This is a genomic window from Tsuneonella dongtanensis (assembly GCF_001698205.1).
In the GTDB taxonomy this organism is placed as follows: Bacteria; Pseudomonadota; Alphaproteobacteria; order Sphingomonadales; family Sphingomonadaceae; genus Tsuneonella; species Tsuneonella dongtanensis.
The window spans coordinates 651,070-672,654 of the sequence record NZ_CP016591.1; the positions used below are offsets into that span (position 1 = coordinate 651,070).

Below are 21,585 nucleotides of genomic sequence, written 5' to 3' on the forward strand. Positions count from 1 at the left end.
GGCGCGCTGTTCGGTCAGGCGACCTTGCGGTCGGCGTCGGCCCTGGACCCAATGCGTTGCGGCACCTCGCGCACGGACGCGAGTGCGGCGGCCTGGTCTTCGCTCACCGGGTTGGTTTCGCGCTGCGGCAGGGCCTTCTCGGCACCCTCGTCGCCGGCCTCGTGATACTCGGCGTCCTCGTTCACGCACCAGGTGTCGTACACGCGCTCCCCGGCCAGGATGTTCTCGACCGTCAGCATGGCGGTCATCATTGCGTGGTCCTGGTTGTTGTAGCGGTGCATGCCGTTGCGGCCGACGAGGTGCAGCGTCGGATGCTTTTCCTCGAGCTCGTGGCGCATCGCGGCGACGTTGGCGGCGTAGGTCTCGTCGTAGACCGGGTAGGCCTTTTCCTGGCGCACCACCGCGCCGCCCTTGACCTTCTTCGGATCGACCAGGCCGAGAATCTCCATCTCGTCGGTCGCGAGCTTGACGAGATCCTCGTCCGCCATGGACCACAGGCCGTCGCCTTCGAAGCAGAAGTATTCGAGGCCGACGCACGCCATGTTCTCGTCGGGCACCATCTCCGGGCTCCACGAACGGAAGTTCTGGACCCGGCCGACCTTTACCTTGCTGTCGTGAATATAGATCCAGTTGTCGGGGAACAGGTCCTCGCCCTCGACTTTGAGCGCCACGGTCAGGAAGTCGCGATACTTGAGGTTCGAGGCGTTGAGCGTGGTGTCCGGCAGCGGATGCATGCGCGCGGCCAGCTCGCGCATCGGCGCGCTGCTGATCGCGTTGGCGGCCCTGATCACTCGCTTTTCGCCGTTCTTGTCCACCGCGGTCATGCGCCAGCCGCCGCTACCGTCCGCCGCGAGCTGTTCGAGGCCGTGACCCATGATCACGGTGCCCTTGCCGGTCGCCACGATCTTGTCGCGCGCGGCGTCCCACATCATGCCCGGCCCCTGCCGCGGGTAGCGGAAGGTCTCGAGAAGGGTCTTTACCGCCTGCCCGTCGTTGGGCGCCTTGTTGAGGCCGAGGCTGCGCTTGAGCCCGTCGGTCACCGCGCCCCAGAGCGAAAGGCCCTTGATGCGCTGGGCGGCCCAGTCGGCGCTCATCTCGTTGCAGGGCATGCCCCAGACCTTCTCGGTATAGGTCTTGAAGAAGATGCCGTAGAGCTTCTTTCCGAACTGGTTGCTGGTCCAGTCCTCGAAACTGCGGATGTCCTTGATCGGGAAAAGCTGCGACCAGGCGAAGCTGGCCATGCACGCGGTCGAGCGCCAGATGCCGAGGTTTCCGAGCGCCTCGAACGCCCGCAGCGGATAGCTGTAGAACTTGCCCTCGTAATAGATGCGGCTCATCCGCGGGCGCTGGATGAAGTCGTCGGGCAGGATCTCGTTCCACAGATCGACGACCTGCTGGCTCTTCGAGAAGAAGCGGTGCCCGCCGATGTCGAATCGATAGCCTTCGTGTTCGACCGTGCGGCTGATCCCGCCGACGTAGGTTTGATCCTTCTCGATGATGGCGACGGTCTTGCCTGCTTTGGTGAGCAGATATCCCGCGGTCAGCCCGGCCGGGCCGGCGCCGATAATCGCAACGTCGACAGTGAGTTCGTTGGCAGTCATGTCGTTGGTAACCCCCCAGTTCGATTGAGCGGGGAGTGAAGGAAATTGGTTAGCGAACGGTAAACGAACCGGGGTCCGTTCGAAAAAAAGCGCAAACTCAGCGCCTGAGCGATACTGCACACTCGGGCGCGCCGAGCAACGCCGCATCCTGCGCGGTGGCCGCGAACACGGCAAGCTGGCTTAGGCTGAACGTGTCGTCGAACGCCAGCCCGTAGCCGTCACCCTTGCGCCAGCGCACGCGGGCGCGCACTTCGGGCAGCTTGTCCGAGATGATCCGCAGCGGCTGCTGGATCGCAAGCAGATCTCCGCAGATAATTCCCGCACCCTGCTGCGAAACGTTGGTCACTTCGGCCGGAATCCGCCGACCCAGGAAAGCCAGTTCGACCTGGAACGACATGTTCAGGCGCAATTGCCGTTTGGGATACCGCCCCGCCTCCGCCACCAGGCGTACGATGTCCACTTCGTCGAGGAAGCGGTATCCCGCCTCGTTGCCGCGACCCCAGACCGGCGCGAGGCGATGGCGTTCACCGGTTTGCAGTTCGAGCACCAGCGGCTCGCCGGCTGGAAGCTGGTGAAAGCCCCGCAGCGAAATACCGCTTTCCGAAACGTCGCGAATGACGGCGATGAATTCGCCGGTCGGGGCGATCAGCTTGGCTGCGCGGATCAGCAGCGTGAAACGGGGCGACGAACGATCTTCGCACGATCCGGCCACCGCGCCGGGCGGCACCTCGATACGATTGTGCTCCATTTGCAAACCCCGACTGCAACGGCTTCCCGGCCGCGAAGCATGTTCTGCATCAAAACGGTCTCGATGCCGGAACTACGGGAGTAGGGGTAATTACGGTGTTAGGAGGGAGGGTTAATGCGCCGGCACAGCGCTTCCTGCCGGAATGGTTGGTGGTGCGGGTGGTGGGAATCGAACCCACACGTCCAGGGGACAGGGGATTTTAAGTCCCCGGCGTCTACCGTTCCGCCACACCCGCGCCAGGGCACGGCCCTAGCGCGGTGTAACTCCGACGGCAATTTGCTTGGGGCGAGGCCTCAGGCGTCGTTGCCTCACGCGTCGTTGAGAGTGCGCCGCATTTCCTTGCCGGGCTTGAAATAGGGCACTTTCTTGGCCGGCACGTCGACCGCCTCGCCGGTGCGCGGGTTGCGGCCCTTGCGCGCCCCGCGGTCCCGCGTCGAAAACGCGCCGAATCCGCGCAACTCGACCCGGCCGCCTTCCGCGAGCCGCTTTCCGATCTCGTCGAAGAAGATGTCCACGACCTGCTCCACCTCCTCGGCGCGCAAGTCGGGATTTTCCTTGGCGATGGCCTGAAGGAGTTCCGATCTTATCACGTGTCATGCCCTCCGATCGCGACCCGTCCCACCGAGCGCGACCAGCCCGAGGTGTCGAAGGCAGAGTGCCAGAGTGAGGGGGCGAGTGCAATCTCCGTTATGGAGCAATGGCTTCGCCGGCGCACAGGGCGCTCAGACGCCCTCGAGCAGGTGGGCCGGATCGATTCCCAGGCGTTCCATGCGTGCGACGATCTCGGGCCACTCGTGCTCGACGAACCGGGTACGCTCGGCGCTGCGAAGGCGGTCCGCGGCCCCGTGCGCGACATACATGCCGACGCCGCGCTGTACCTCGACCAGGCCTTCGCTCTGGAACAGCTGGTAGGCCTTGGCGACGGTAAGAGGGTTCGCCCCCTGATCCGCGGCAAAGGCACGGACGGAGGGAAGCATTTCTCCCTCCCGATAACGCCCTTCGATGATTGCGGCCGCGATCATGTCGCGCAGGCGCAAGTACACGGGCTGGCTCGGCTGGTTCATGCGATCGTCCTCTGAAGGGTGCTTCAGTGCCATAATACAGCGCGTCGCGTCAAGTTGGGTTCCGGCGGAAAGGCGGCCGCGGTCATGCGGTTGCGGGTGAAACTAGCGCTTCACATCGAGATTGCGGACGCTAGGGTGCGCCGATTCACGGCCCTGGGGAGGGCCGATTCCAAGAATATGAGGGAAGCACGCAATGAAGGACATGGCCTTGTGGAACGAAGGCGACTGGGTCGCGGCGATCTGCGCCGTAGTGCTCGCCGCGTTTCTGGTCGGAGGCTTGCTGATCGCGGCGAGCAAGAAGGATGAGGCGCTCGGCCATCCCAAGGGCCTGTATATGCTGTTCTTCGCCGAGATGTGGGAGCGGTTCAGCTTCTACGGCATGCGCGGCATCCTCGTATTCTACCTCGTTCAGCACTGGATGTTTTCCGAAGGTGAGGGGACCCTCATTCTCGGTGCTTACGGCTCGCTCGTCTACATCACCCCGCTGTTCGGCGGCTGGCTGGCGGATCGCTATCTGGGCCAGCGCAAGGCGGTCCTGTTCGGCGGGGCGCTGCTCGCGCTCGGCCACCTCTTCATGGTGTTCGAAGGCGATGGAGGACAATCGGATCCCACGATTAGCGTCTTCTGGCTCGCGCTCGCCCTCATCATCATCGGCTCAGGGTTTCTGAAAGCCAACATTTCGGTCCTTGTCGGCCAGCTGTACAAGCGGACGGACAGTCGGCGCGACGCGGCCTACACGATCTTCTACATGGGCATTAACCTGGGTGCGGCCGCCGGCGGCATTCTCGTTGGGTATCTCGGCCAGACGATCGGCTGGTCGTATGGCTTCGGTCTCTCGGGCATCGGCATGGTGATCGGCCTGATCGTGTTCGTGCTGGGCAAGGGTGCCCTGCGCGGTGCCGGTGAAGCGCCGGGTCCGCTTGCGCGGAACAAGGAACTGCTGATCTACGCAGCGGGCGCGGTCTCGGTCGCCGTGATGTGGGCCTTGATCCAGTACCGCGACGTGATCCAGGTTCTGCTGATCGTGTGCGGCATCGGGCTGCTGGCCTACGTCCTGTACGAGGCATTCAAGCTGCCGAAGCACCCGCGCGAGCGTATCTTCGCGATACTTTTCCTCATTGCCCTCAATCCGCTGTTCTGGGGGCTGTTCGACCAGGCACCGGGCAGCCTCAACCTCTACACCGACAAGTATGTCGAGATCGGTAACATACCGGCGTCGGTGTTCCAGTCGATCAACCCGATCTACATCATCCTGTTTGCTCCGCTCTTTGCGTTTCTCTGGCAATGGCTGGGCAACCGCGGTCTCGAGCCATCGGCGCCTGCGAAGTTCGCGCTGGCGCTGTTCCAGGTCGGCGCGGGGTTCCTGGTCTTCGTTTGGGGCGCGAACAGCGTTGGCGCCGCCGCGATGACTCCGGTCATCTTCGTTTTCCTGCTCTACCTGCTGCACACGACCGGCGAACTGTGTCTGAGCCCCGTCGGCCTGTCGGCCATGAACCGACTGGCGCCGACCTTCATGGCCAGTCTCATCATGGGGGCATGGTTCTACATGACCGCCGTGGGCAGCTTCGTGGCGGGCAAGATCGGCGAGGCGACCGGCGGGGAGAGCGGCGAGATGAGCAAAGCCGCCACACTCGATATCTACTGGACCATCGGCCTTGTCGCGATCGGCGTATCCGTCGTCGTCCTTGCGCTCAGCCCGATCGTGAAGCGCTGGATGCACCTCGACACGCTCGAGGACCGCACCGACGACGACCTCGCCGGGCGTGACGAGCTGGGCGAGCCGCATGCGGCGGGTATCCATCCGGCCACCAAGAACTGAAAATCACTATCGGGGCGCGAACCGAACGGGGTTCGCGTCCCTGAACTTATCGGGACGCACATGATCAGCAACAGAACCCTCGCAGCCGCCTGCGCCATGCTTGCGCTGTCCGCCTGCGCGACGACCGACGATGGTGCCGCGACCAGGAGCGCCAGCTCCAGCCCCGCCGCGTTCGACAAGAACCCCTATCCGTCGACCTACGAACGGTACCCGGGGCAGCCGACGGTCATCACCAACGTCACGATCTTCGATGGCGCGGGCGGACGGATCGACAACGGCGCGATCTATTTCGCCAACGGAAAGATCCAGGGCATCTATGCGAACGACGCCGCCGCACCGGCCAACGTGCCGGTGATCGACGGCACCGGGAAATACGTCACCCCCGGAATCATCGACATCCACTCGCACCTCGGCGACTATCCCACCCCCTCGGTCGCGGCGCATTCGGACGGAAACGAGGCGACCAGCCCGACCACCCCCGAAGTCTGGGCCGAGCATTCGGTCTGGCCGCAGGACCCCGGCTTCAGCCGCGCGCTGGCCAACGGCGGGATCACCGCGCTCCAGATCCTGCCCGGATCGGCCAACCTCATGGGAGGACGCTCGGTCACGTTGAAGAATGTACCCGCGCGCACGATGCAGGGGATGAAGTTCCCCGGCGCCCCCTACAGCATGAAGATGGCCTGCGGCGAGAACCCCAAGCGGGTCTACGGCGCGAAGGGCCGGATGCCGTCGACCCGCATGGGCAACCTAGCGGTCAACCGGCAGACCTGGCTCGCGGCCAAGGAGTTCGACGGCAAGAAGCGCGATCTTGCCAAGGAAACGCTGAAGGGCGTGCTCGACGGCGAGATCCTGATCCAGAACCACTGTTACCGGGCGGACGAGATGGCCCTCGTGCTCGATATGGCGAAAGAGATGGGCTACAAGGTCGCCGCGTTCCACCACGCGGTCGAAAGCTACAAAATCGCCGACCTGCTGAAGGAAAACGGCGTGTGCAGCGCGATCTGGGCCGACTGGTACGGCTTCAAGATGGAAAGCTACGACGGCATTCCCGAGAACGCCGCGTTTCTCCAAAAGGCGGGCGCCTGCGTGGTCATCCATTCGGACGACGCCAACGGAATCCAGCGGCTGAACCAGGAAGCCGCCAAGGCGCAGGCCGCTGGCCGGCGTGCCGGGATCGCCATCGACGACGCGACGGTGATCCGCTGGCTCACGCTGAACCCGGCGACCGCGATGGGAATCGCCGACAAGACCGGCAGCCTCGAGGCGGGAAAGATGGCCGACGTGGTGCTGTGGAATGGCGATCCGCTGTCGGTCTATTCGCGGCCCGAAAAGGTCTGGATCGACGGGGCGCTGATGTTCGATGCTATGGACCGCAAGCGGCGTCCGGTGAGCGATTTTGAGCTCGGCCAGCCCGGCGAAGGAGACGTGAAGTGAGCGCCCGTCTGCTGATCGGCGCCGCGCTCGTCGCGCTGGCTGCCCCCGTCTCGGCGCAGGATTTCGCCATCGCCAATGCCACGGTCGCGATCGGCGACGGCAGCGCCCCGATCGAGCGCGCCACGGTGATCGTGCGAGGCGGCAAGGTCGTTGCGGCAGGCGCCGAGGTTGCCGTGCCACAAGGGATCGAGACGATCGACGGGACCGGCAAGTGGGTTACGCCCGGTGTGTTCGCGGCGATGACCGACCTTGGACTCGTCGATTCGTCGGGTGTATCCGAATCGAACGACGCCGCTGCCCGCCAGTCGCCGTTCGGAGCCGCGCTGGATGTCACCCCGGCGCTCAACCCCTCAGCTCAGGACGTGGCGGTGTCGCGTGAAAGCGGCGTGACCCGCGCGTCGGTATTCCCGGCGCCGTCGGCCTCGATCTTCGGTGGGCAGGGCGCGCTGGTCGACCTGGCGGCCGATCCCGACATGGTCACGCGCCCGCGCGCATTCCAGGTCGTCACGCTGGGAGAGGATGGCGCGCGGATCGCGGGCGGCAGCCGAACGAGCGCGCACGCGGTCCTCCGCAATGCCCTGCGCGAAGCGCGCCAGTTCGGGACCGACGGAGCCCTGATCCGGGGCGGCGGCGACCGGCGGACCGTGTCGACCGGCGACGATGTGCCGATCGACACGCGGCTGATCGACAGCCGCGCCGAGCGCGATGACGTGCTTCTCACCCGGTTCGACGCGGCTGCTCTCGTTCCGGTGGTGAGTGGCACCCAGCCGCTCTACGTGATCGTCGAGCGGGCGTCCGACATCCGCGCCGTGCTGGCGCTGCGCGACGAGTTCCCCCGCCTGAGGCTGGTGCTCGTAGGGGCGAGCGAAGGCTGGCGCGTCGCGGGCGAGATCGCCGCCGCCGGCGTACCCGTGATCGCCGACCCGCTCGACGACCTGCCCACCCGCTTCGAGCAACTTGCGGCGACCCAGAGCAACGTCGGCCGGATGGTGCGCGCCGGGGTCAAGGTCGCGCTGGGCCGGATGACCGACACCGGCGGCGCGCAGCCGCGCAACCTGATGCAGTTCGCCGGCAACCTCGTCGCGTTGACGCGGGTGCCCGGGGCCACCGGATTGAGCTGGGGAGAGGCATTCGCCGCGATCTCCTCGGTCCCGGCCGAGATCGCCGGCTTCGGCGGGCGGATGGGTATCCTGCGATCGGGGGCAGCGGGCGACGTGGTGATCTGGGACGGCGATCCGCTCGAGGTTTCGAGCGCTGCCGAACGTATCTTCATCGACGGGGTAGAGCAGCCGCATGGCAGCCACCAGAAGCGGCTGCGCGACCGCTACCGCGACCTCGACGAGAGCGATCTACCGAAGGCATACAACTGGTGAGGATGTTCATGGCAGGAGAAAGCGGGGCGACGCTGGCCCTCGGGGCGGCTCTCATCGCGGGCGCCGCGGCATTGGCGCAGGGTCCGGCGGACGGCCCGCCAGATCGCAGCCAGGACATGGCCTGGGTCAGCGCGCAGCAAACCGCGCTGGCGGCCCGCGCGTCGCAACCGGGCTGGCGCCAGCTCGACGGCGGGGTCCTGATCCGGCGCACGGCGGGCGACGGCAGCGGCGCGCGGCCGAGGGTCGAGGATGTGGTGACGGTCCACTACACCGGCAGTTTCGTCGATGGCGGCGTCTTCGACAGTTCCGAAGGGGGCGAGCCCGCGACCTTCCCGCTCGCCCGGCTGATCCCGGCCTGGAAGACGGCCATTCCGCAGATGGGCGTGGGCGACACGATCGAGATCGCAACGCCCGCCACGGCCGCCTACGGGATGAAGGGCAAAGGCCCGATACCCGGCGGAGCGACGCTGCTGTTCACCGTACGGCTGATCGACATCGGCGAACGTCCCGACTGAAAAACGCGGCGAAGCGAAAGGCTTAGACCGACGGGCCGTGCCCGTTAACGACGCTCGTCGATTGACAGGCAACCCTCGCTGGCGAACACTCCGCGCTTCGTCATGCCGCCGGGAGACCTGGCCTGAGCCTTACTGCCGCCCTGGCCGCATCGCTGGCCCTCGCCGCGCCCATGCAGGATGCACCGGCAGCCGTACCGGCCGTCGAGGCTGTGTGCGACGCGCGTGTGCTCGTCCTCCCGGGCGAGGCGCCGCTCGGTGCGCCCTGCGCGAGCACGGTTGGCGCTTCAGGGACAAACGCGATCGAGGGCGAAACGGAGCCGCTCGCCGATGAAGGGATCGTGGTCAGCGGACGGGTGCCGATCGAGGCGGATCCTCTCGTCCAGCTCAACGCCCAGACCTACGAAGCCATCGCCGCGGTCGACGAGGCGGTCATCGAACCGATCGCCAAGGCCTATGGCGAGGGACTGCCCAAGCCGGCCCGCAAGGGCCTCAGCAATTTCTTCGCCAATCTGCGCGAGCCGGTGGTCTTCCTCAACGACGTGCTGCAATTGCGGCCGAAGCGTGCGATGCGGACCCTCGGCCGTTTCGCGATCAATTCCACCATTGGCATCGGCGGCCTGATCGACGTCGCGAAGAAGAAACCGTTCAAGCTGCCGCGGCGCAACAACGGGTTCGCCAACACCCTGGGTTACTACGGGGTCGGCTCCGGCCCGTTTCTCGTCCTGCCGCTGGTCGGTGCGACGACCTTGCGCGACGTGCTCGGCGGCGCAGCGGACAACTTCGTAGTACCAATGGCGGTGGGCAAGCCGTTCACCACGCTCGAATACCGGGTGAGCTCGTACACCATCACTTCGCTCGACAGCCGGCTCGAAAACGACGCCGAATACCAGCGGGTCCGCGCGTCGAAGGACCCCTACGCGACGGCGCGCGACACCTACCTTGCGCGCCGCGCGGCGGAGATCGCGGCGCTCAAGGCGCCGGGCGACGGGATCGTTAAAAAGGTCGCCAACTAGCCCGCTTGCAATCCGGTTGCGATCTGATACCTATGTTGACACTGTTCACATGGGAGGTTCGACCGTGGATCCCGCTCTCCAGACCCTGATCGCCGCGAGCGTCGCCTTTGTCGGCACGCACTTCGCGTTGTCGCACCCGCTACGCGCCCTGCTCGTCCGCATGTTCGGCGAAGGCGGGTTCCTCGGGTTCTATTCGCTGGTCGCCTTCGCCACGTTCGGCTGGATGATCGTCGCGTTCCGCGCGGCGCCTCCGGCAGACCTCGGCGGTTCGGGCGAGATCGGGTGGATCGCCGCGACGCTGCTCACGATCCCTGCGCTGGTGCTCTTCCTCGGATCGTTCTGGAAGAACCCGGCGATGCCCAATCCGGCGGCGAAGGGACCGATCGACCGCCAGCCCACCGGGGTCTTCGCGGTCACGCGCCATCCGATGATGTGGGGCTTCGCGCTCTGGGCGCTGAGCCACCTCGTCCTGTGGTGGAGCCTGCGCACCCTGATCGTGGCGGGCGCGGTGCTCGCCCTCGCGCTCGTTGGCGCGCACCTGCAGGACCGCAAGAAGGAAGCGCTCCTCGGCAAGGCGTGGTCGGACTGGGAGGCGCGGACGAGCTACTGGCCGCGCTGGGGCGCGCTCTTCGGCGCGGGCGCGGTGCTGTGGCTCATCGCGATCGCGCTGTGGCTCGGCGTGACCTGGGCGCACATTCACGCCGCCGGCGTCCCGGCGGGCGTCTGGCGATGGGTGGGCTGACCCTAGGCCCGCGCCTCTTCCACGCCCGCCGAGTTGTGGCGTAGCGCCTTGAGCACGGTATCCACGATGTGCGGGGCGTTGAGGCCGGCTTCGTCGTACTGCTTGGCGGGGTCGTCGTGGTCCTGGAACACGTCGGGCAGGCGCATCGTGCGGATCTTGAGGCCGTTGTCGGTAAGGCCCTGGTCGCTCGCATGCGTGAGGACATGCGCGCCGAGGCCGCCGATGGCGGCTTCCTCTACCGTGACGACGACCTCGTGGGTGCGCATCAGGCGGTCGATCAGGTCGGTGTCGAGCGGCTTGGCGAACCGCAGGTCCGCGACGGTGGTGGAAAGCCCCTTCGCTTCGAGCGCGTCGGCAGCCTTGAGCGCTTCGGCGAGACGGGTACCGAGCGAGAGGATAGCAACCTTGGTGCCTTCGCGCACGACGCGGCCCTTGCCGATCTCGAGCAGTAGCGGCGTTGCGGGCAGTTCGACCCCGACGCCCCCGCCGCGCGGGTAGCGGAAGGCGATCGGCCCGCTGTCGTGCATCGCGGCGGTGTAGGTCATGTGGACCAGTTCAGCCTCGTCGGCCGCGGCCATCACCACCATGTTGGGCAGGGTGGCGAGGTAGGTCACATCGAACGATCCCGCGTGGGTGCAGCCGTCCGCGCCGACCAGGCCCGCACGGTCGATCGCGAAGCGTACGGCCAAGTTCTGGATCGCGACGTCGTGGACCACCTGGTCGAACGCGCGCTGGAGGAAAGTCGAATAGATCGCGCAGAACGGGCGCATGCCTTCGGCGGCGAGGCCCGCGGCGAAGGTCACTGCGTGCTGTTCGGCGATGCCGACGTCGAACGCCTTGTCGGGGTGCGCCTTGGCGAAGCGATCGACGCCGGTTCCGCTCGGCATCGCGGCGGTGATCGCGCAGATTGTCGGATCGGTTTCGGCCAGCTTGGCGAGCGTGTCGCCGAACACGTTCTGGTAGGCCGGCGGACCCCCGGCGCTCCTCTTTTGCTCACCGGTGATGACATCGAACTTCTGCACGCCGTGGTACTTGTCGGCGGAGTTCTCGGCCGGGGCATAGCCCTTGCCCTTCTTGGTCACGACATGGACCAGGATCGGCCCCTGCTCGCTGTCGCGCACGTTCTCGAGAACCGGGATCAGGTGGTCGAGATTGTGCCCGTCGATCGGACCTACGTAGTAGAAGCCGAGCTCCTCGAACATGGTCCCGCCGGTGACCATCCCGCGCGCGTATTCCTCCGCCTTTTCGAGCCCGTGGTGGACCCGGCGCGACAACTTGCGGGCGACCTTGGAGGCAAGGCTGCGCAGTCCGAGGTATTCGCTCGAGGATACCATCCGTGCGAGATAGGCGCTGAGACCACCCACCGGCGGCGCGATCGACATGTCGTTGTCGTTGAGGATCACGACCAGCCGGTTGCCCGCCTGTTCGGCGTTGTTCATCGCTTCGTAGGCCATGCCAGCGCTCATCGCGCCGTCGCCGATCACCGCGATGCCCTTGCCGGGGCGGCCCTGAAGCTTGTTCGCCACCGCGAAGCCGAGCGCGGCGGAGATCGAGGTGCTCGAATGCGCTGCGCCGAATGGGTCGTATTCGCTCTCGCTGCGCTTGGTGAAGCCTGAGAGCCCGCCGCCCTGCCGCAGCGTGCGGATGCGATCCCGCCTGCCGGTGATGATCTTGTGCGGATAGGCCTGGTGGCCGACGTCCCACACCAGCTTGTCGGTCGGCGTGTCGAAGACGTAGTGGATCGCCACGGTCAGCTCGACCACGCCGAGCCCCGAACCGAGGTGCCCGCCGGTCATGCCGACGGCGCTGATCATCTCGGCGCGCAGTTCGTCGGCAAGCTGGCGGAGCTGGTCCGGCTTCAGCTTGCGGAGATCGGTTGGAGTGTCGACCGTGTCGAGAAGGGGGGTATGCGGACCCTGGCCCGGATTGGAACTCATGGTTTCCGCTGTAACGACAACTTGCGCGCCTGTCGATGAAACGAACGTGAGGACGCGCTGAGCATTTCGTGAGAAACGGCCGCTTGCGCAGGAAGGCCGGACAAGGGCAGTTTCGCGGCGATGGCGAGCCCGGCGATTCGCACCGCGACGATGGACGACCTGCCGGCGATTTCGGCGGTGATGGAGCGCGCGATCGCCGAGCTCCAGAAGCCTTTCCTCGATGCCGAACAGATCGCGGCGAGCCGCCGCAGCATGGGCCTTGATACCCAGCTCGTCGCCGACGGCACATACTTCTGCGTCGAGGTCGACGGCGCGCTCGCGGGGTGCGGGGGCTGGAGCAGGCGGGCAACGCTCTACGGCGGCAACCACAGCACCGAGACGCGCGACGATCGGCTGCTCGATCCGGCGACCGAGCCCGCGCGCATCCGGGCGATGTACACCGATCCCGCCTTCACCCGTCGCGGGATCGGCCGGCTGATCCTCGATTCGTGCGAGGAAGCGGCGCGCGCCGCGGGATTCCGGCGCCTGGAGATGATGGCGACTGCCGCGGGCGAACCGCTATATTCCGCCTGCGGCTACCACGTCGTCCAGCGGGTCGATCGCATGGCGTCGGACGGAGTAGCGGTGCCCGGCGCGGTGATGGCCAAGGATCTCTAAGTCAGCGGCAGCGCGCGCCCTAGCGACACTCAGCGCACAATCCGCGGATCTCGATCACCGGCCGCTCGGGCTTGAAGTCGGCCGCTTCGGCAAGGCTGCGGACGGTCTTCGAGACGGCGTCGTTGTCGATATGCGTCGCCTCGCCGCACTCGTCGCAGACGAGGAAGATGCAGTCGTGCAGGCACCCGGGATGGCTGTTGGCGAGATAGGCGTTCGACGATTCGACCCGCATCGCGAGATTGTTGGTCACGAACAGGTCGAGAATCCGGTAGATCGAGTTGGGCGCGATACGCTTGCCGCGCTTGGCGGAAACCTCGTCGGCGATGTCGTAGGCGCTGGCCGGGCTGGCGTGGCCCGCAAGCGCGCCGAACACGTCCGCGCGCAACTCGGTCCACTGCTCGCCCGCCTGCGTCAGCGCGGATTCGGCGGCGTGGACGAGGTCGTGCCCCGAGTGTTCGTGATGATGGTGCTGGGCGGCCATGGGTCGCAATGTAATGCGTGCGCACGCTTCGCGCCAGATGGCCTCAATCCGGCGTGAAGCTCGCCTTGTAGAGCGACGGATACATCGCCTTCAGCGCGCGGACCTTGGGGGCGTCCCAGCGCACGATGTAGGGATGCCGCGGGTTCTTCTGGGCGAAATCCTGGTGATAGGTCTCGGCCGGGTAGAAAGCCTGCGCGCGCTCGATCCCGGTCACGATCGGCTTCTTCCACGTGCCCGACGCGGCCATCTGCTTGAGATAGGCCGCGGCGACCGCGCGCTGTTCCTCGCTCATGGGGACGAGCGCCGCGCGATAGTGCGCGCCCACGTCGGGCCCCTGCCGGTTCTTGAGCGTCGGGTCCGCGACGACCGAGAAGAACACTTGCAGCAGCTGGTCGTAGCGCACGACCCTGGGATCGTACGTCACCTTCACCGCTTCGGCGTGGTCGGTCACGCCCGACGACACGATGTCGTATTTCGCCGATCGCTCGGTGCCTCCGTGGTAGCCGCTGACTGCGCTGGTCACGCCCTTCATGTGACTGAAGACCGCTTCGACTCCCCAGAAGCATCCGCCGGCAAATACCGCGGTCTTCAGACCGGGCTTCTCGGCGGCGACGCGCTTGGGGGCGGGTGCAGAGACGGCCGCCTCGCCCGCGACGGCAGGCTGCTGGCACGCGGCCAGTGCAAGGCATGCTGCCGCGAGACCGAGAGCGGCTCTCCTCACTTGGCGGGAGCGCTCACGGTGGCGGCCTGCGCCTGGGGGACGATGCTGTCGGTCATATTCGGTGCAACCTGCCATACCACCAAACCCGCACCCAGCGCGAATCCGATGGCGAAGTTGCGATAGAGATCGGGTTTGAACAGTCCCATGACATCCACTGTTTCGTTGCTTTAGGCGATTTGGTTACAGGGCGGGGTATTGCAACGTGCTTAATGCGCCGGTTGCGCGGCGTTCAGGCTTGGCCGGAGAGGCGACAACCCATGCTCGACGCGGTCATCATCGGGGCAGGGCACAACGGGCTGGTATGCGCTTTCTACCTGGCCCGTGCCGGTTTGAAGGTGCGGCTCTACGAAGCGCGCGGCGTGGTCGGCGGCGCGGCGGTGACCGAAGAATTCGCACCGGGCTTCCGCAACTCCACCGCAAGCTACACCGTCAGCCTGCTCCAGCCCAAGGTGATCGCCGAAATGGGGCTGGAGCGGCGCGGATACCGCGTGATCGAGCGTCCGGTGTCCAATTTCCTGCCGCTGGGAGATGGCCATCTCGTGCTCGGCGGCGGGCTCGAGCGGACGCAGGCCGAATTCGCGCGATTCTCCACGAAGGACGCGGCGGCGCTGCCGGGGTATTACGAGATGCTCGAAGGCGTGGCCGAAGTGCTCCGCGATCTTGCGCTCCGGATACCGCCCGACGCCGGGGGCGGACCGCGGGCGCTGCTGGACGCAGTGATGCAATCGCGCAAGGTCGCGCGGCTGCCGCTGGCGGCAAAGCGTGATGTGCTCGCGCTGTTCACTCGTTCGGCGCGCGAAGTGCTCGACGCCTGGTTCGAAAGCGATCCGGTGAAGGCCGCGTTCGGGTTCGATGCCTGCGTCGGCAACTATGCCAGCCCCGACGCGCCGGGCAGCGCCTATGTCCTGCTCCATCACGTCTTCGGTGAGGTGAACGGCAAGAAGGGGGCATGGGGTCACGTGCCCGGCGGGATGGGCACGATCACCAGGCTGATGGCCGAAGCGGTGCGCGAGGCAGGCGGCGAGATCGTCACCGATGCGCCGGTGGGGCAGGTGCTGGTCGAGCGGGGCAGGGCCGTGGGGCTCTCGCTGGCTTCGGGCGAGGAAGTCCGTGCGGCGCGGGTGATCGCCAACCTCGGTCCCAAGCCGCTGTTCGACCGGCTCGTCCCGCGCGACGTGGTGCCACGGGATTTCGCGCGGGCGATGGACATGTATGCCGGGGGTTCGGGCTCGCTCCGGATGAACCTTGCGCTCTCGGGCCTGCCGAAGTTCCGCCACGCGCCTACGGGGGATGAGCATCTCAAAGCCGGGATCGTGATCGCGCCGAGCCTCGACTACATGGACCGCGCATGGCGCGATGCGCGGGACGACGGCTTCAGCAAGGCGCCGATCGTGGAAATGCTGATCCCCAGTCTCGTCGACGACAGCCTCGCGCCTCCCGGCCAGCACGTGGCGAGCCTGTTCTGCCAGCATGTCGATCCCGACCTGCCCGAGGATCGCGAGAAGGAGGCGGTCGAGGCGGTGCTCGCGACCATCGAGCACCATGCGCCGGGGTTCCGTGCACAGGTTCTCCACACGCAGGTCCACAGCCCGCGGGCGCTCGAGGCAAAGTTCGGGCTGTGGCGCGGCGATATCTTCCATGGCCGCATGAGCCTCGACCAGCTCTGGTCCGCGCGCCCCGCGCTGGGGGCGGGCAGCTATCGCACGCCGGTCCCCGGCCTGTGGCTCTGCGGCTCGGGAACGCACCCGGGGGGCGGCGTCACCGGCGCGCCGGGGCACAATTGCGCGCACGCGGTGTTGAAGGAGCGATGGAACTTCTTGAGACGATAGGCCGCGCGGCGGCGCTACTTGCATTGCCGCTGCTCACGGGCTGCATGGCCGCGCCATCCGAGCCCGCGCCCACTTCCGGTCCCGACACGCCGGTCGCCTCGACCGACGCGCCCGCCCGACCGGCGCAGGGTCCGCTCTTCGGCAAGTGGATTGTCGAGCGCGTCGGCACCACGGACTATCCGGGCGACGAGGCCTTCGTGCATTTCCAGTCGGCCGACTTCATCAATCACAGTGGCGGATGCGGCGGCAGCCAGCCCGCGTTCTACGCGCTCGACGGGGACCGGATCACGCTTACGCGGCGCGAGAAGCCCGTGGTCGGAAAGTGTCCCAACGCCGCCTACGCTGCTCGCGAACGCGCGCTCAATGGCTTTCTCGACACGCTCGTCCGCTGGCGCAAGCCGCTCCCCGGGGTGCTCGTATTGACCGCAGCCGACGGGACCGAGGCGCGACTGGCGATCGAGGCCTATCCGATCCCGGCCATCGCTGGCGAATGGACGGTGGAGACGATTGGCGGCAAGCCTTTCGGCCCTGCCAGCGTCCTGTTCGCCGCCAAGGGCGTGTCGGCCCGGGCGGAGTGCAACACGCTCTATACCGAGTATGCCCTGGGCCCGGGGGGAGTGCGGATCGAGCCGGGCGGCGCGGTGACCGAAATCGGCTGCCCGCCGGCCCTGCAAGCGCAGGACGAAACGCTGTTCGGGGCTCTCGGGCAGGTGACCGGGCACCGCATCGAATCCGGTGGCAGGCTCGTGCTGACCGGCGGGCCAGGACTCGTCCTGCGCCGCGCAATCCCGCCCGCGCCGCTCTGATCGACAAGCGATCAGTGCCGGAAGTGGCGCATGCCCGTAAAGACCATCGCGAGGCCCGCTTCGTCGGCCGCCTTGATCACCTCATCGTCACGGATCGAACCGCCCGGCTGGATCACCGCGGTCGCACCTGCCTCGGCGGCGGCCAGCAGGCCGTCGGCGAACGGGAAGAAGGCGTCGGAGGCGACTGCGCTGCCCACGGTGCGGGGCGCGTCCCAACCGAATTTCTGCGCCGCTTCTGCTGATTTCATCGCTGCGATACGTGACGAATCTCTACGGTTCATCTGTCCCGCACCGATGCCCGCTGTTACGCCGTCCTTCGCATAGACGATGGCGTTCGACTTGACGTGGCGCGCCACAGTCCAGGCGAACAGGCAGTCCTTGAGCTCCTGCGCGGTCGGCGCGCGCCTGGTCACGACCTTGAGGTCGGCTTCGGTGATCGCGCCGTTGTCGCGGTCCTGCACGAGGATGCCGCCGGCGATGATCGCCAGCGTCTGCCCCGGACGGCGCGGATCGGGCAGGTCGTCGACCAGCAGCAGGCGAAGGTTCTTCTTCTTCGCGAAGGCTTCGCGCGCCGCGTCGTCGGCACCCGGTGCCACCACGACTTCGGTGAAGATCTGGCAGATCGCCTCTGCGGTCGGGCCGTCGAGCGGAACGTTGGTCGCGACGATCCCGCCGAACGCCGATACGTCGTCGCACGCCAGCGCACCCTGCCACGCCTCGAGCAGCGTTGCGGCTTGCGCCACGCCGCACGGGTTGGCGTGCTTGACGATCACCACCGCCGGGTCCTGCCCGCGAAACTCTGCGGCGAGTTCGAGCGCGGCGTTGGCATCGTTGTAGTTGTTGTAGGACAGCTCCTTGCCCTGCACCTGTTTCGCCTGGGGAAGCCCGCGGGTGTGCGGCCCGCCGGGAAGGTAGAGCGCAGCCTCCTGATGCGGGTTCTCGCCGTAGCGCAGCGGCCCGGCAAGCTTGCGTGTCATGCTGACCATCGGCGGGAATTTCTGCCCCTGGTCGGCAAAGGCGAACCACTTGCTGATCATGCCGTCGTAGGCTGCGGTCGCCGCGAACGCCTTGGCGGCCATCTTCTTGCGGAATGCGAGCGAGGTCGCGCCGTCGTGTTCGTTCAATTCGGCGAGCAGGTCGTCGTAATCGGCCGGGTCGGTGACGATCGTCACGTACTGGTGGTTCTTCGCCGCCGAGCGGACCATGCTGGGGCCGCCGATGTCGATGTTCTCGATGATCTCGTCGCGTTCCGCGCCGCGCATCACGGTCGCCTCGAACGGGTAGAGGTTGACCACGACGAGATCGATGCCGCCGATCTCGTGCGCTTCCATCGCTGCGGCGTGCTCGGGATTGTCGCGTACCGCGAGCAGGCCCCCGTGGACCATCGGGTGGAGCGTCTTCACCCGCCCGTCCATCATCTCGGGGAAGCCCGTGAGATCGGAAACGTCGCGCACTTCGAGCCCGCAGTCGCGCAGCGCCTTGGCGGTGCCCCCGGTCGAAACCAGTTCAACCCCGGCGTCCGCCAGTGTGGCGCCGAGCGCCGCAAGTCCGTCCTTGTCGGACACCGAGAGCAGCGCCCGCTTGATGGTCACGTCGGTCACGATGAATTCTATCCCATCTTCTTGAGGAGCCAGGCGAAGCTGCCGCCGCTCCTCGGGGTCATCCCCTGGATCACGAGTTGCTCGATCGGCTGCGGGCGGCCCTGGCCGTCGACCCACAGGCTTTCCTCGATCGAGAGCGTCACGCCCTCGCCGGTCTGGCCGAGGCGGAACTGCCAGTAACTGCCGTCGGGCAAGGCGAGGCCGGCGCCGCGCTTGTCCTCTGAAAGCCCGAGTTCGATGCCCGGTCCGACGTGGAAGCGCAAGGCGAAGGCGATCTTGCCGCGCTTGGCGCTCTTGCCCGCGGGCACCAGCAGGTCTTCGCCCCGCAGCTCGTTACCATCGTCGCGGAGGATCAGGATGCGGCGATGCGTGAGGCCGTGGCGGCTCGCGTAGCCGTCGTGGCTGGCCTCGAGGCGCGTCGCCTTGCCGCCGGCCAGTTCGAGCACGCGGCGGTCGACCTCGACCTCGCCCACGCCCGCACCAAGCTTGCCGTGGAGCAGCACCGCGGTCGAATTGGCATCGTCGAGCACGAGCGTCGAATGCGCCGCGGTCGCCCGCAGCCCCTGCTCGATCCGCACCGGCACCTGCCCGCCCGCGAACGCCGCGCCGCCGCAGTTGACGATCAGGCGCTGCGGGCCATGGCTGAACTCGAAAGCGAGGGTCGATGCGCAGCCCGAGCGTGCATGCTTCGCGAGCGGCGGCGGGGCCGCATCGAACTGCAGCACCGCCTTGCCCCCGGTCGCGCGCTGGAAGCCCCACTGGCGTGCTTCCTTGAGCGGCCGCGTGCGCACCCCGCTCGCGGCAACCAGCGCCGAGATGCGCTCGGCCGGGACGGCACCCGCGCCCTGCCACGATCCGAGCCCGCCGTCGCCGTGGGTCAGGCCAAGCAGCGGCGGCACGAGCATCGCCAGCATCGCCTCTATCGCCGGCGGCGGTTCGCGGCGGACCGCGCGATAGCAGGCCTTGAGTTCGATCAGCAGCCCGATCGCATCGATCTGCGCGAGCGGGCTGCGCGAGAGTACGCCGCCGTCGTCGGCGACGAGTTCGCCGAGCGCGCGCACGAGACCAGCTTCGCCGAATAACCGCCGCGGCTTACCGTCGGGGAGCAGCAATCCGGCGGCCACGATCGCGGTCCAGCCGGCCACTTCGCCCAACCGGTCGGGCGCCTTGGTGACGTTGCGGTCGAGCCAGCGGGCCGTCGCTTCCATCGCCGCGAGCGTTCGCGCGCGCAGCTTGCCGTCGCCCGACAGGATCAGTGGCGCGTGTACCAGCCAGTTGAGCAGACGGTTGCCCGCGTTCTCCACGTGCCATGCGGCACCCTTGCCGGGGGTGCGGTTGACCTCGAGCCATGCGGACAGGACCCGCTCGGCAGTGGCCGTGCATTGCTCCCGGGGGGCGCAGGCCGCCAGGTCGCGCAGCCACGTGAAACCGTGGACCGTCCGCTCGAAGGGCGGGGTCAGCTTGGCGACCGGTTTGAAGTCCATCTGCGCGATCGGGGCCTTGACCCCGTGGACGAAGAAATGGCCCGCGCGCAGCGCCACGCCGGCGGTGCGTTCGCCCGCAAGCGGGCTGTCGACGGTGCCCAGCAGGCGCGGCTTGGCAGGTTTCCCGAACGGGCGCGCGAGGGTGCTGGCGGAAAAGCCCATGCGATAGGCCAGGCGAATAAGCGCCTCGCCCGCGCCGACCGACGGTGCCGCGAAGTCGGCGATGACGAGCGCGCGGCCCGGCTCGATCACTTCGCCGGGCGCTTCGTAGAGAGCGTGCGGATCCACGCCGGGGCCGAGCGGAAGCGCGCGTGTATCGGCGGACGGGGCGCGCTCGCGGACCTGTTCGAGCGCGTCGGCCATCAGGCGCTCACCCCTTCGGGGCCCTTAAGCGCCGCGATATTGGCGGCGTAGCATCCGGGGCCGCCCTTGAACGTCGCTGATCCCGCGACCAGCACGTCCGCTCCCGCGTCGACGCACTGGCGGGCGGTGGTCGGATCGACCCCGCCGTCGACTTCGAGGTGGATGGCCCGGCCCGTCTTGTCGATCATCTTGCGCACCGCTTCGATCTTGCGCAGCTGGCTGGAGATGAAGCTCTGCCCGCCGAAACCGGGGTTGACGCTCATCACGAGGACGAGGTCGATATCGTCGATGAGGTAGTCGAGCATCTTGGCCGGCGTCGCCGGATTGAGGCTGATCCCGGCCTTCTTGCCGAGGCCCTTGATCGCCTGCACCGTGCGGTGGACGTGCGGTCCGGCCTCGGGATGGACAGTAATGATGTCCGCGCCCGCCTCGGCGAATGCCTCGAGCCAGTTGTCGACCGGGCTCACCATCAGGTGCACGTCGAACGGCTTGGCGGTGTGCGGGCGCAGCGCCTTCACGACTCCGGGCCCGATCGTGAGGTTGGGGACGTAATGCCCGTCCATCACGTCGACATGGATCCAGTCGCAACCGGCTTCGTCGATCGCGCGCACTTCCTCGCCCAGCCGTGCGAAGTCGGCCGACAGGATGGAAGGGCTGATCAGCGGGGCGGCCATTGCGCTCGGGCTCCAGATGCCTGCAGCGGGCTTAACCATCGCCCTCGCGCGCGCACAAGCAAGGGGGCGCCCTTTTCCACACGCCTCTCCCAGATACTGTGGCGCGAGTGTCAATTCAGCACAAATTCAGGCCCGCTCGGCCATTTTCGCGGTTGAACAGAGGGGCATTCCGGCGCGCAAAGGCTTGAGCCGCGCGCATTCCCCGCCATATGGATATTCCGATGACCGCCATGAAGCTTCGCCTGCCCGCCACCCTGCTCGCTGCCGGTGTGCTTGCCATCGGTGCAGCGGCGACATCCGCCGCGCCCTACCGCTCCACGATATCGAACGACATGGGCAAGTGCCGTAGCGGTGCGGGCCCCGCGGTGCTGGTCACGGTGGACGGAGTAAAGGCGGCGCAAGGCAAAGTGCGCGTCCAGAGCTACAACGCGACCGCTGCCGACTGGCTCAAGAAGGGCCGCTGGCTCAACCGCATCGAGGCGCCCGCGCGCGCCGGGACGATGACGTTCTGCGTCCCCGTGCCCTCAGCCGGATCATACGGCATCGCGGTGCGCCACGACCTCGATGGCGATGGCAAGACCGACATTTCGAGCGACGGCGGCGGTATGTCGAACAATCCGTCGATCAACATCTTCAATCTCGGCAAGCCGAGCTACACGAAGACCGCGTTCGAGGTCGGCAGCGGGGTCAAGTCGATCCGCATCCAGATGCGCTACATGTAAT

Annotated in this window: 21 protein-coding genes and 1 tRNA gene; 10 read left to right on the top strand and 12 right to left on the bottom strand. The window is 67.1% G+C overall.

The window, feature by feature from the left end:
- Positions 1-14 precede the first annotated feature (14 nt).
- The 5 genes from A6F68_RS03215 to A6F68_RS03235 form a co-directional block, all read right to left on the bottom strand.
- Positions 15-1,601 (bottom strand): NAD(P)/FAD-dependent oxidoreductase, encoded by a 1,587-nt coding sequence (locus A6F68_RS03215; RefSeq protein ID WP_067676249.1) that lies wholly within the window; start codon positions 1,599-1,601, stop codon positions 15-17.
- A 97-nt stretch (positions 1,602-1,698) separates the two neighbouring features.
- Complete coding sequence (locus tag A6F68_RS03220; RefSeq protein WP_067676252.1) at positions 1,699-2,349, bottom strand: PilZ domain-containing protein; 651 nt, start codon at positions 2,347-2,349, stop codon at positions 1,699-1,701.
- 150 nt (positions 2,350-2,499) lie between these two features.
- Positions 2,500-2,584 (bottom strand) — tRNA-Leu (locus tag A6F68_RS03225).
- Positions 2,585-2,657: 73 nt separating this feature from the next.
- Positions 2,658-2,939 (bottom strand): integration host factor subunit beta, encoded by a 282-nt coding sequence (locus A6F68_RS03230; protein WP_067676255.1) that lies wholly within the window; start codon positions 2,937-2,939, stop codon positions 2,658-2,660.
- Between the two features lie 132 nt (positions 2,940-3,071).
- Positions 3,072-3,413, bottom strand: a complete 342-nt coding sequence (locus A6F68_RS03235) for a GntR family transcriptional regulator (protein WP_067681963.1) — start codon at positions 3,411-3,413, stop codon at positions 3,072-3,074.
- 193 nt (positions 3,414-3,606) lie between these two features.
- Here A6F68_RS03235 and A6F68_RS03240 point away from each other — a divergent pair, with 193 nt between their 5' ends.
- The 6 genes from A6F68_RS03240 to A6F68_RS03265 all read left to right on the top strand — a co-directional run bounded on the left by A6F68_RS03240 (position 3,607) and on the right by A6F68_RS03265 (position 10,309).
- Entirely contained in the window at positions 3,607-5,232 is a 1,626-nt protein-coding gene (locus tag A6F68_RS03240) for a peptide MFS transporter (protein ID WP_067676263.1), read from the top strand.
- 60 nt (positions 5,233-5,292) lie between these two features.
- The gene (locus A6F68_RS03245) at positions 5,293-6,666 is read left to right on the top strand and encodes an amidohydrolase (RefSeq protein ID WP_067676266.1); all 1,374 of its coding nucleotides are present in this window, start codon (positions 5,293-5,295) and stop codon (positions 6,664-6,666) included.
- A complete protein-coding gene (locus tag A6F68_RS03250) occupies positions 6,663-8,039 on the top strand; it encodes an amidohydrolase family protein (protein WP_067676268.1) in 1,377 nt (458 codons plus the stop codon). The genes A6F68_RS03245 and A6F68_RS03250 overlap by 4 nt, the downstream gene beginning before the upstream one ends.
- Positions 8,040-8,047: 8 nt before the next feature.
- Positions 8,048-8,554, top strand: a complete 507-nt coding sequence (locus A6F68_RS03255; protein WP_067681965.1) for an FKBP-type peptidyl-prolyl cis-trans isomerase — start codon at positions 8,048-8,050, stop codon at positions 8,552-8,554.
- A 170-nt stretch (positions 8,555-8,724) separates the two neighbouring features.
- Positions 8,725-9,567, top strand: a complete 843-nt coding sequence (locus A6F68_RS03260) for an MlaA family lipoprotein (protein WP_067676275.1) — start codon at positions 8,725-8,727, stop codon at positions 9,565-9,567.
- Between the two features lie 49 nt (positions 9,568-9,616).
- A complete protein-coding gene (locus tag A6F68_RS03265; protein WP_067676278.1) occupies positions 9,617-10,309 on the top strand; it encodes an NnrU family protein in 693 nt (230 codons plus the stop codon).
- A gap of 2 nt (positions 10,310-10,311) precedes the next feature.
- Here the strand turns inward: A6F68_RS03265 and dxs are convergent, their stop codons facing one another.
- Complete coding sequence (gene dxs / locus A6F68_RS03270; protein ID WP_067676281.1) at positions 10,312-12,246, bottom strand: 1-deoxy-D-xylulose-5-phosphate synthase; 1,935 nt, start codon at positions 12,244-12,246, stop codon at positions 10,312-10,314.
- A 120-nt stretch (positions 12,247-12,366) separates the two neighbouring features.
- Here dxs and A6F68_RS03275 point away from each other — a divergent pair, with 120 nt between their 5' ends.
- The gene (locus A6F68_RS03275; RefSeq protein ID WP_067676284.1) at positions 12,367-12,903 is read left to right on the top strand and encodes a GNAT family N-acetyltransferase; all 537 of its coding nucleotides are present in this window, start codon (positions 12,367-12,369) and stop codon (positions 12,901-12,903) included.
- 19 nt (positions 12,904-12,922) lie between these two features.
- Here the strand turns inward: A6F68_RS03275 and A6F68_RS03280 are convergent, their stop codons facing one another.
- From A6F68_RS03280 to A6F68_RS15140, 3 genes are read right to left on the bottom strand one after another with little or no spacing between them, the layout of a single operon-like run.
- Positions 12,923-13,384 (bottom strand): Fur family transcriptional regulator, encoded by a 462-nt coding sequence (locus A6F68_RS03280; protein ID WP_067676287.1) that lies wholly within the window; start codon positions 13,382-13,384, stop codon positions 12,923-12,925.
- Positions 13,385-13,427: 43 nt separating this feature from the next.
- A complete protein-coding gene (gene msrA / locus A6F68_RS03285; RefSeq protein WP_067676291.1) occupies positions 13,428-14,105 on the bottom strand; it encodes a peptide-methionine (S)-S-oxide reductase MsrA in 678 nt (225 codons plus the stop codon).
- Positions 14,102-14,251 (bottom strand): hypothetical protein, encoded by a 150-nt coding sequence (locus A6F68_RS15140; protein WP_198152661.1) that lies wholly within the window; start codon positions 14,249-14,251, stop codon positions 14,102-14,104. Before A6F68_RS15140 ends, msrA begins: the two co-directional genes overlap by 4 nt.
- Before the next feature lie 111 nt (positions 14,252-14,362).
- Here A6F68_RS15140 and A6F68_RS03290 point away from each other — a divergent pair, with 111 nt between their 5' ends.
- Both A6F68_RS03290 and A6F68_RS03295 read left to right on the top strand, forming a co-directional pair.
- Positions 14,363-15,934, top strand: coding sequence for a phytoene desaturase family protein (locus tag A6F68_RS03290; protein ID WP_067676294.1), 1,572 nt, complete (start codon positions 14,363-14,365; stop codon positions 15,932-15,934).
- Positions 15,913-16,740 (top strand): META domain-containing protein, encoded by an 828-nt coding sequence (locus tag A6F68_RS03295; protein WP_084001560.1) that lies wholly within the window; start codon positions 15,913-15,915, stop codon positions 16,738-16,740. The genes A6F68_RS03290 and A6F68_RS03295 overlap by 22 nt, the downstream gene beginning before the upstream one ends.
- Positions 16,741-16,751: 11 nt before the next feature.
- Here the strand turns inward: A6F68_RS03295 and purH are convergent, their stop codons facing one another.
- From purH to rpe, 3 genes are read right to left on the bottom strand one after another with little or no spacing between them, the layout of a single operon-like run.
- Complete coding sequence (gene purH / locus A6F68_RS03300) at positions 16,752-18,341, bottom strand: bifunctional phosphoribosylaminoimidazolecarboxamide formyltransferase/IMP cyclohydrolase (protein ID WP_067676298.1); 1,590 nt, start codon at positions 18,339-18,341, stop codon at positions 16,752-16,754.
- Positions 18,342-18,349: 8 nt separating this feature from the next.
- The gene (locus A6F68_RS03305; protein ID WP_074428266.1) at positions 18,350-20,188 is read right to left on the bottom strand and encodes a heparinase II/III family protein; all 1,839 of its coding nucleotides are present in this window, start codon (positions 20,186-20,188) and stop codon (positions 18,350-18,352) included.
- Positions 20,188-20,862 carry a ribulose-phosphate 3-epimerase gene (rpe, locus tag A6F68_RS03310; RefSeq protein ID WP_067681968.1) on the bottom strand — a complete coding sequence of 225 codons (675 nt, stop codon included), beginning with the start codon at positions 20,860-20,862 and terminating at the stop codon, positions 20,188-20,190. The genes A6F68_RS03305 and rpe overlap by 1 nt, the downstream gene beginning before the upstream one ends.
- A gap of 230 nt (positions 20,863-21,092) precedes the next feature.
- Here rpe and A6F68_RS03315 point away from each other — a divergent pair, with 230 nt between their 5' ends.
- Positions 21,093-21,584 (top strand): DUF2141 domain-containing protein, encoded by a 492-nt coding sequence (locus A6F68_RS03315; RefSeq protein WP_067681971.1) that lies wholly within the window; start codon positions 21,093-21,095, stop codon positions 21,582-21,584.
- Position 21,585: the final 1 nt, after the last annotated feature.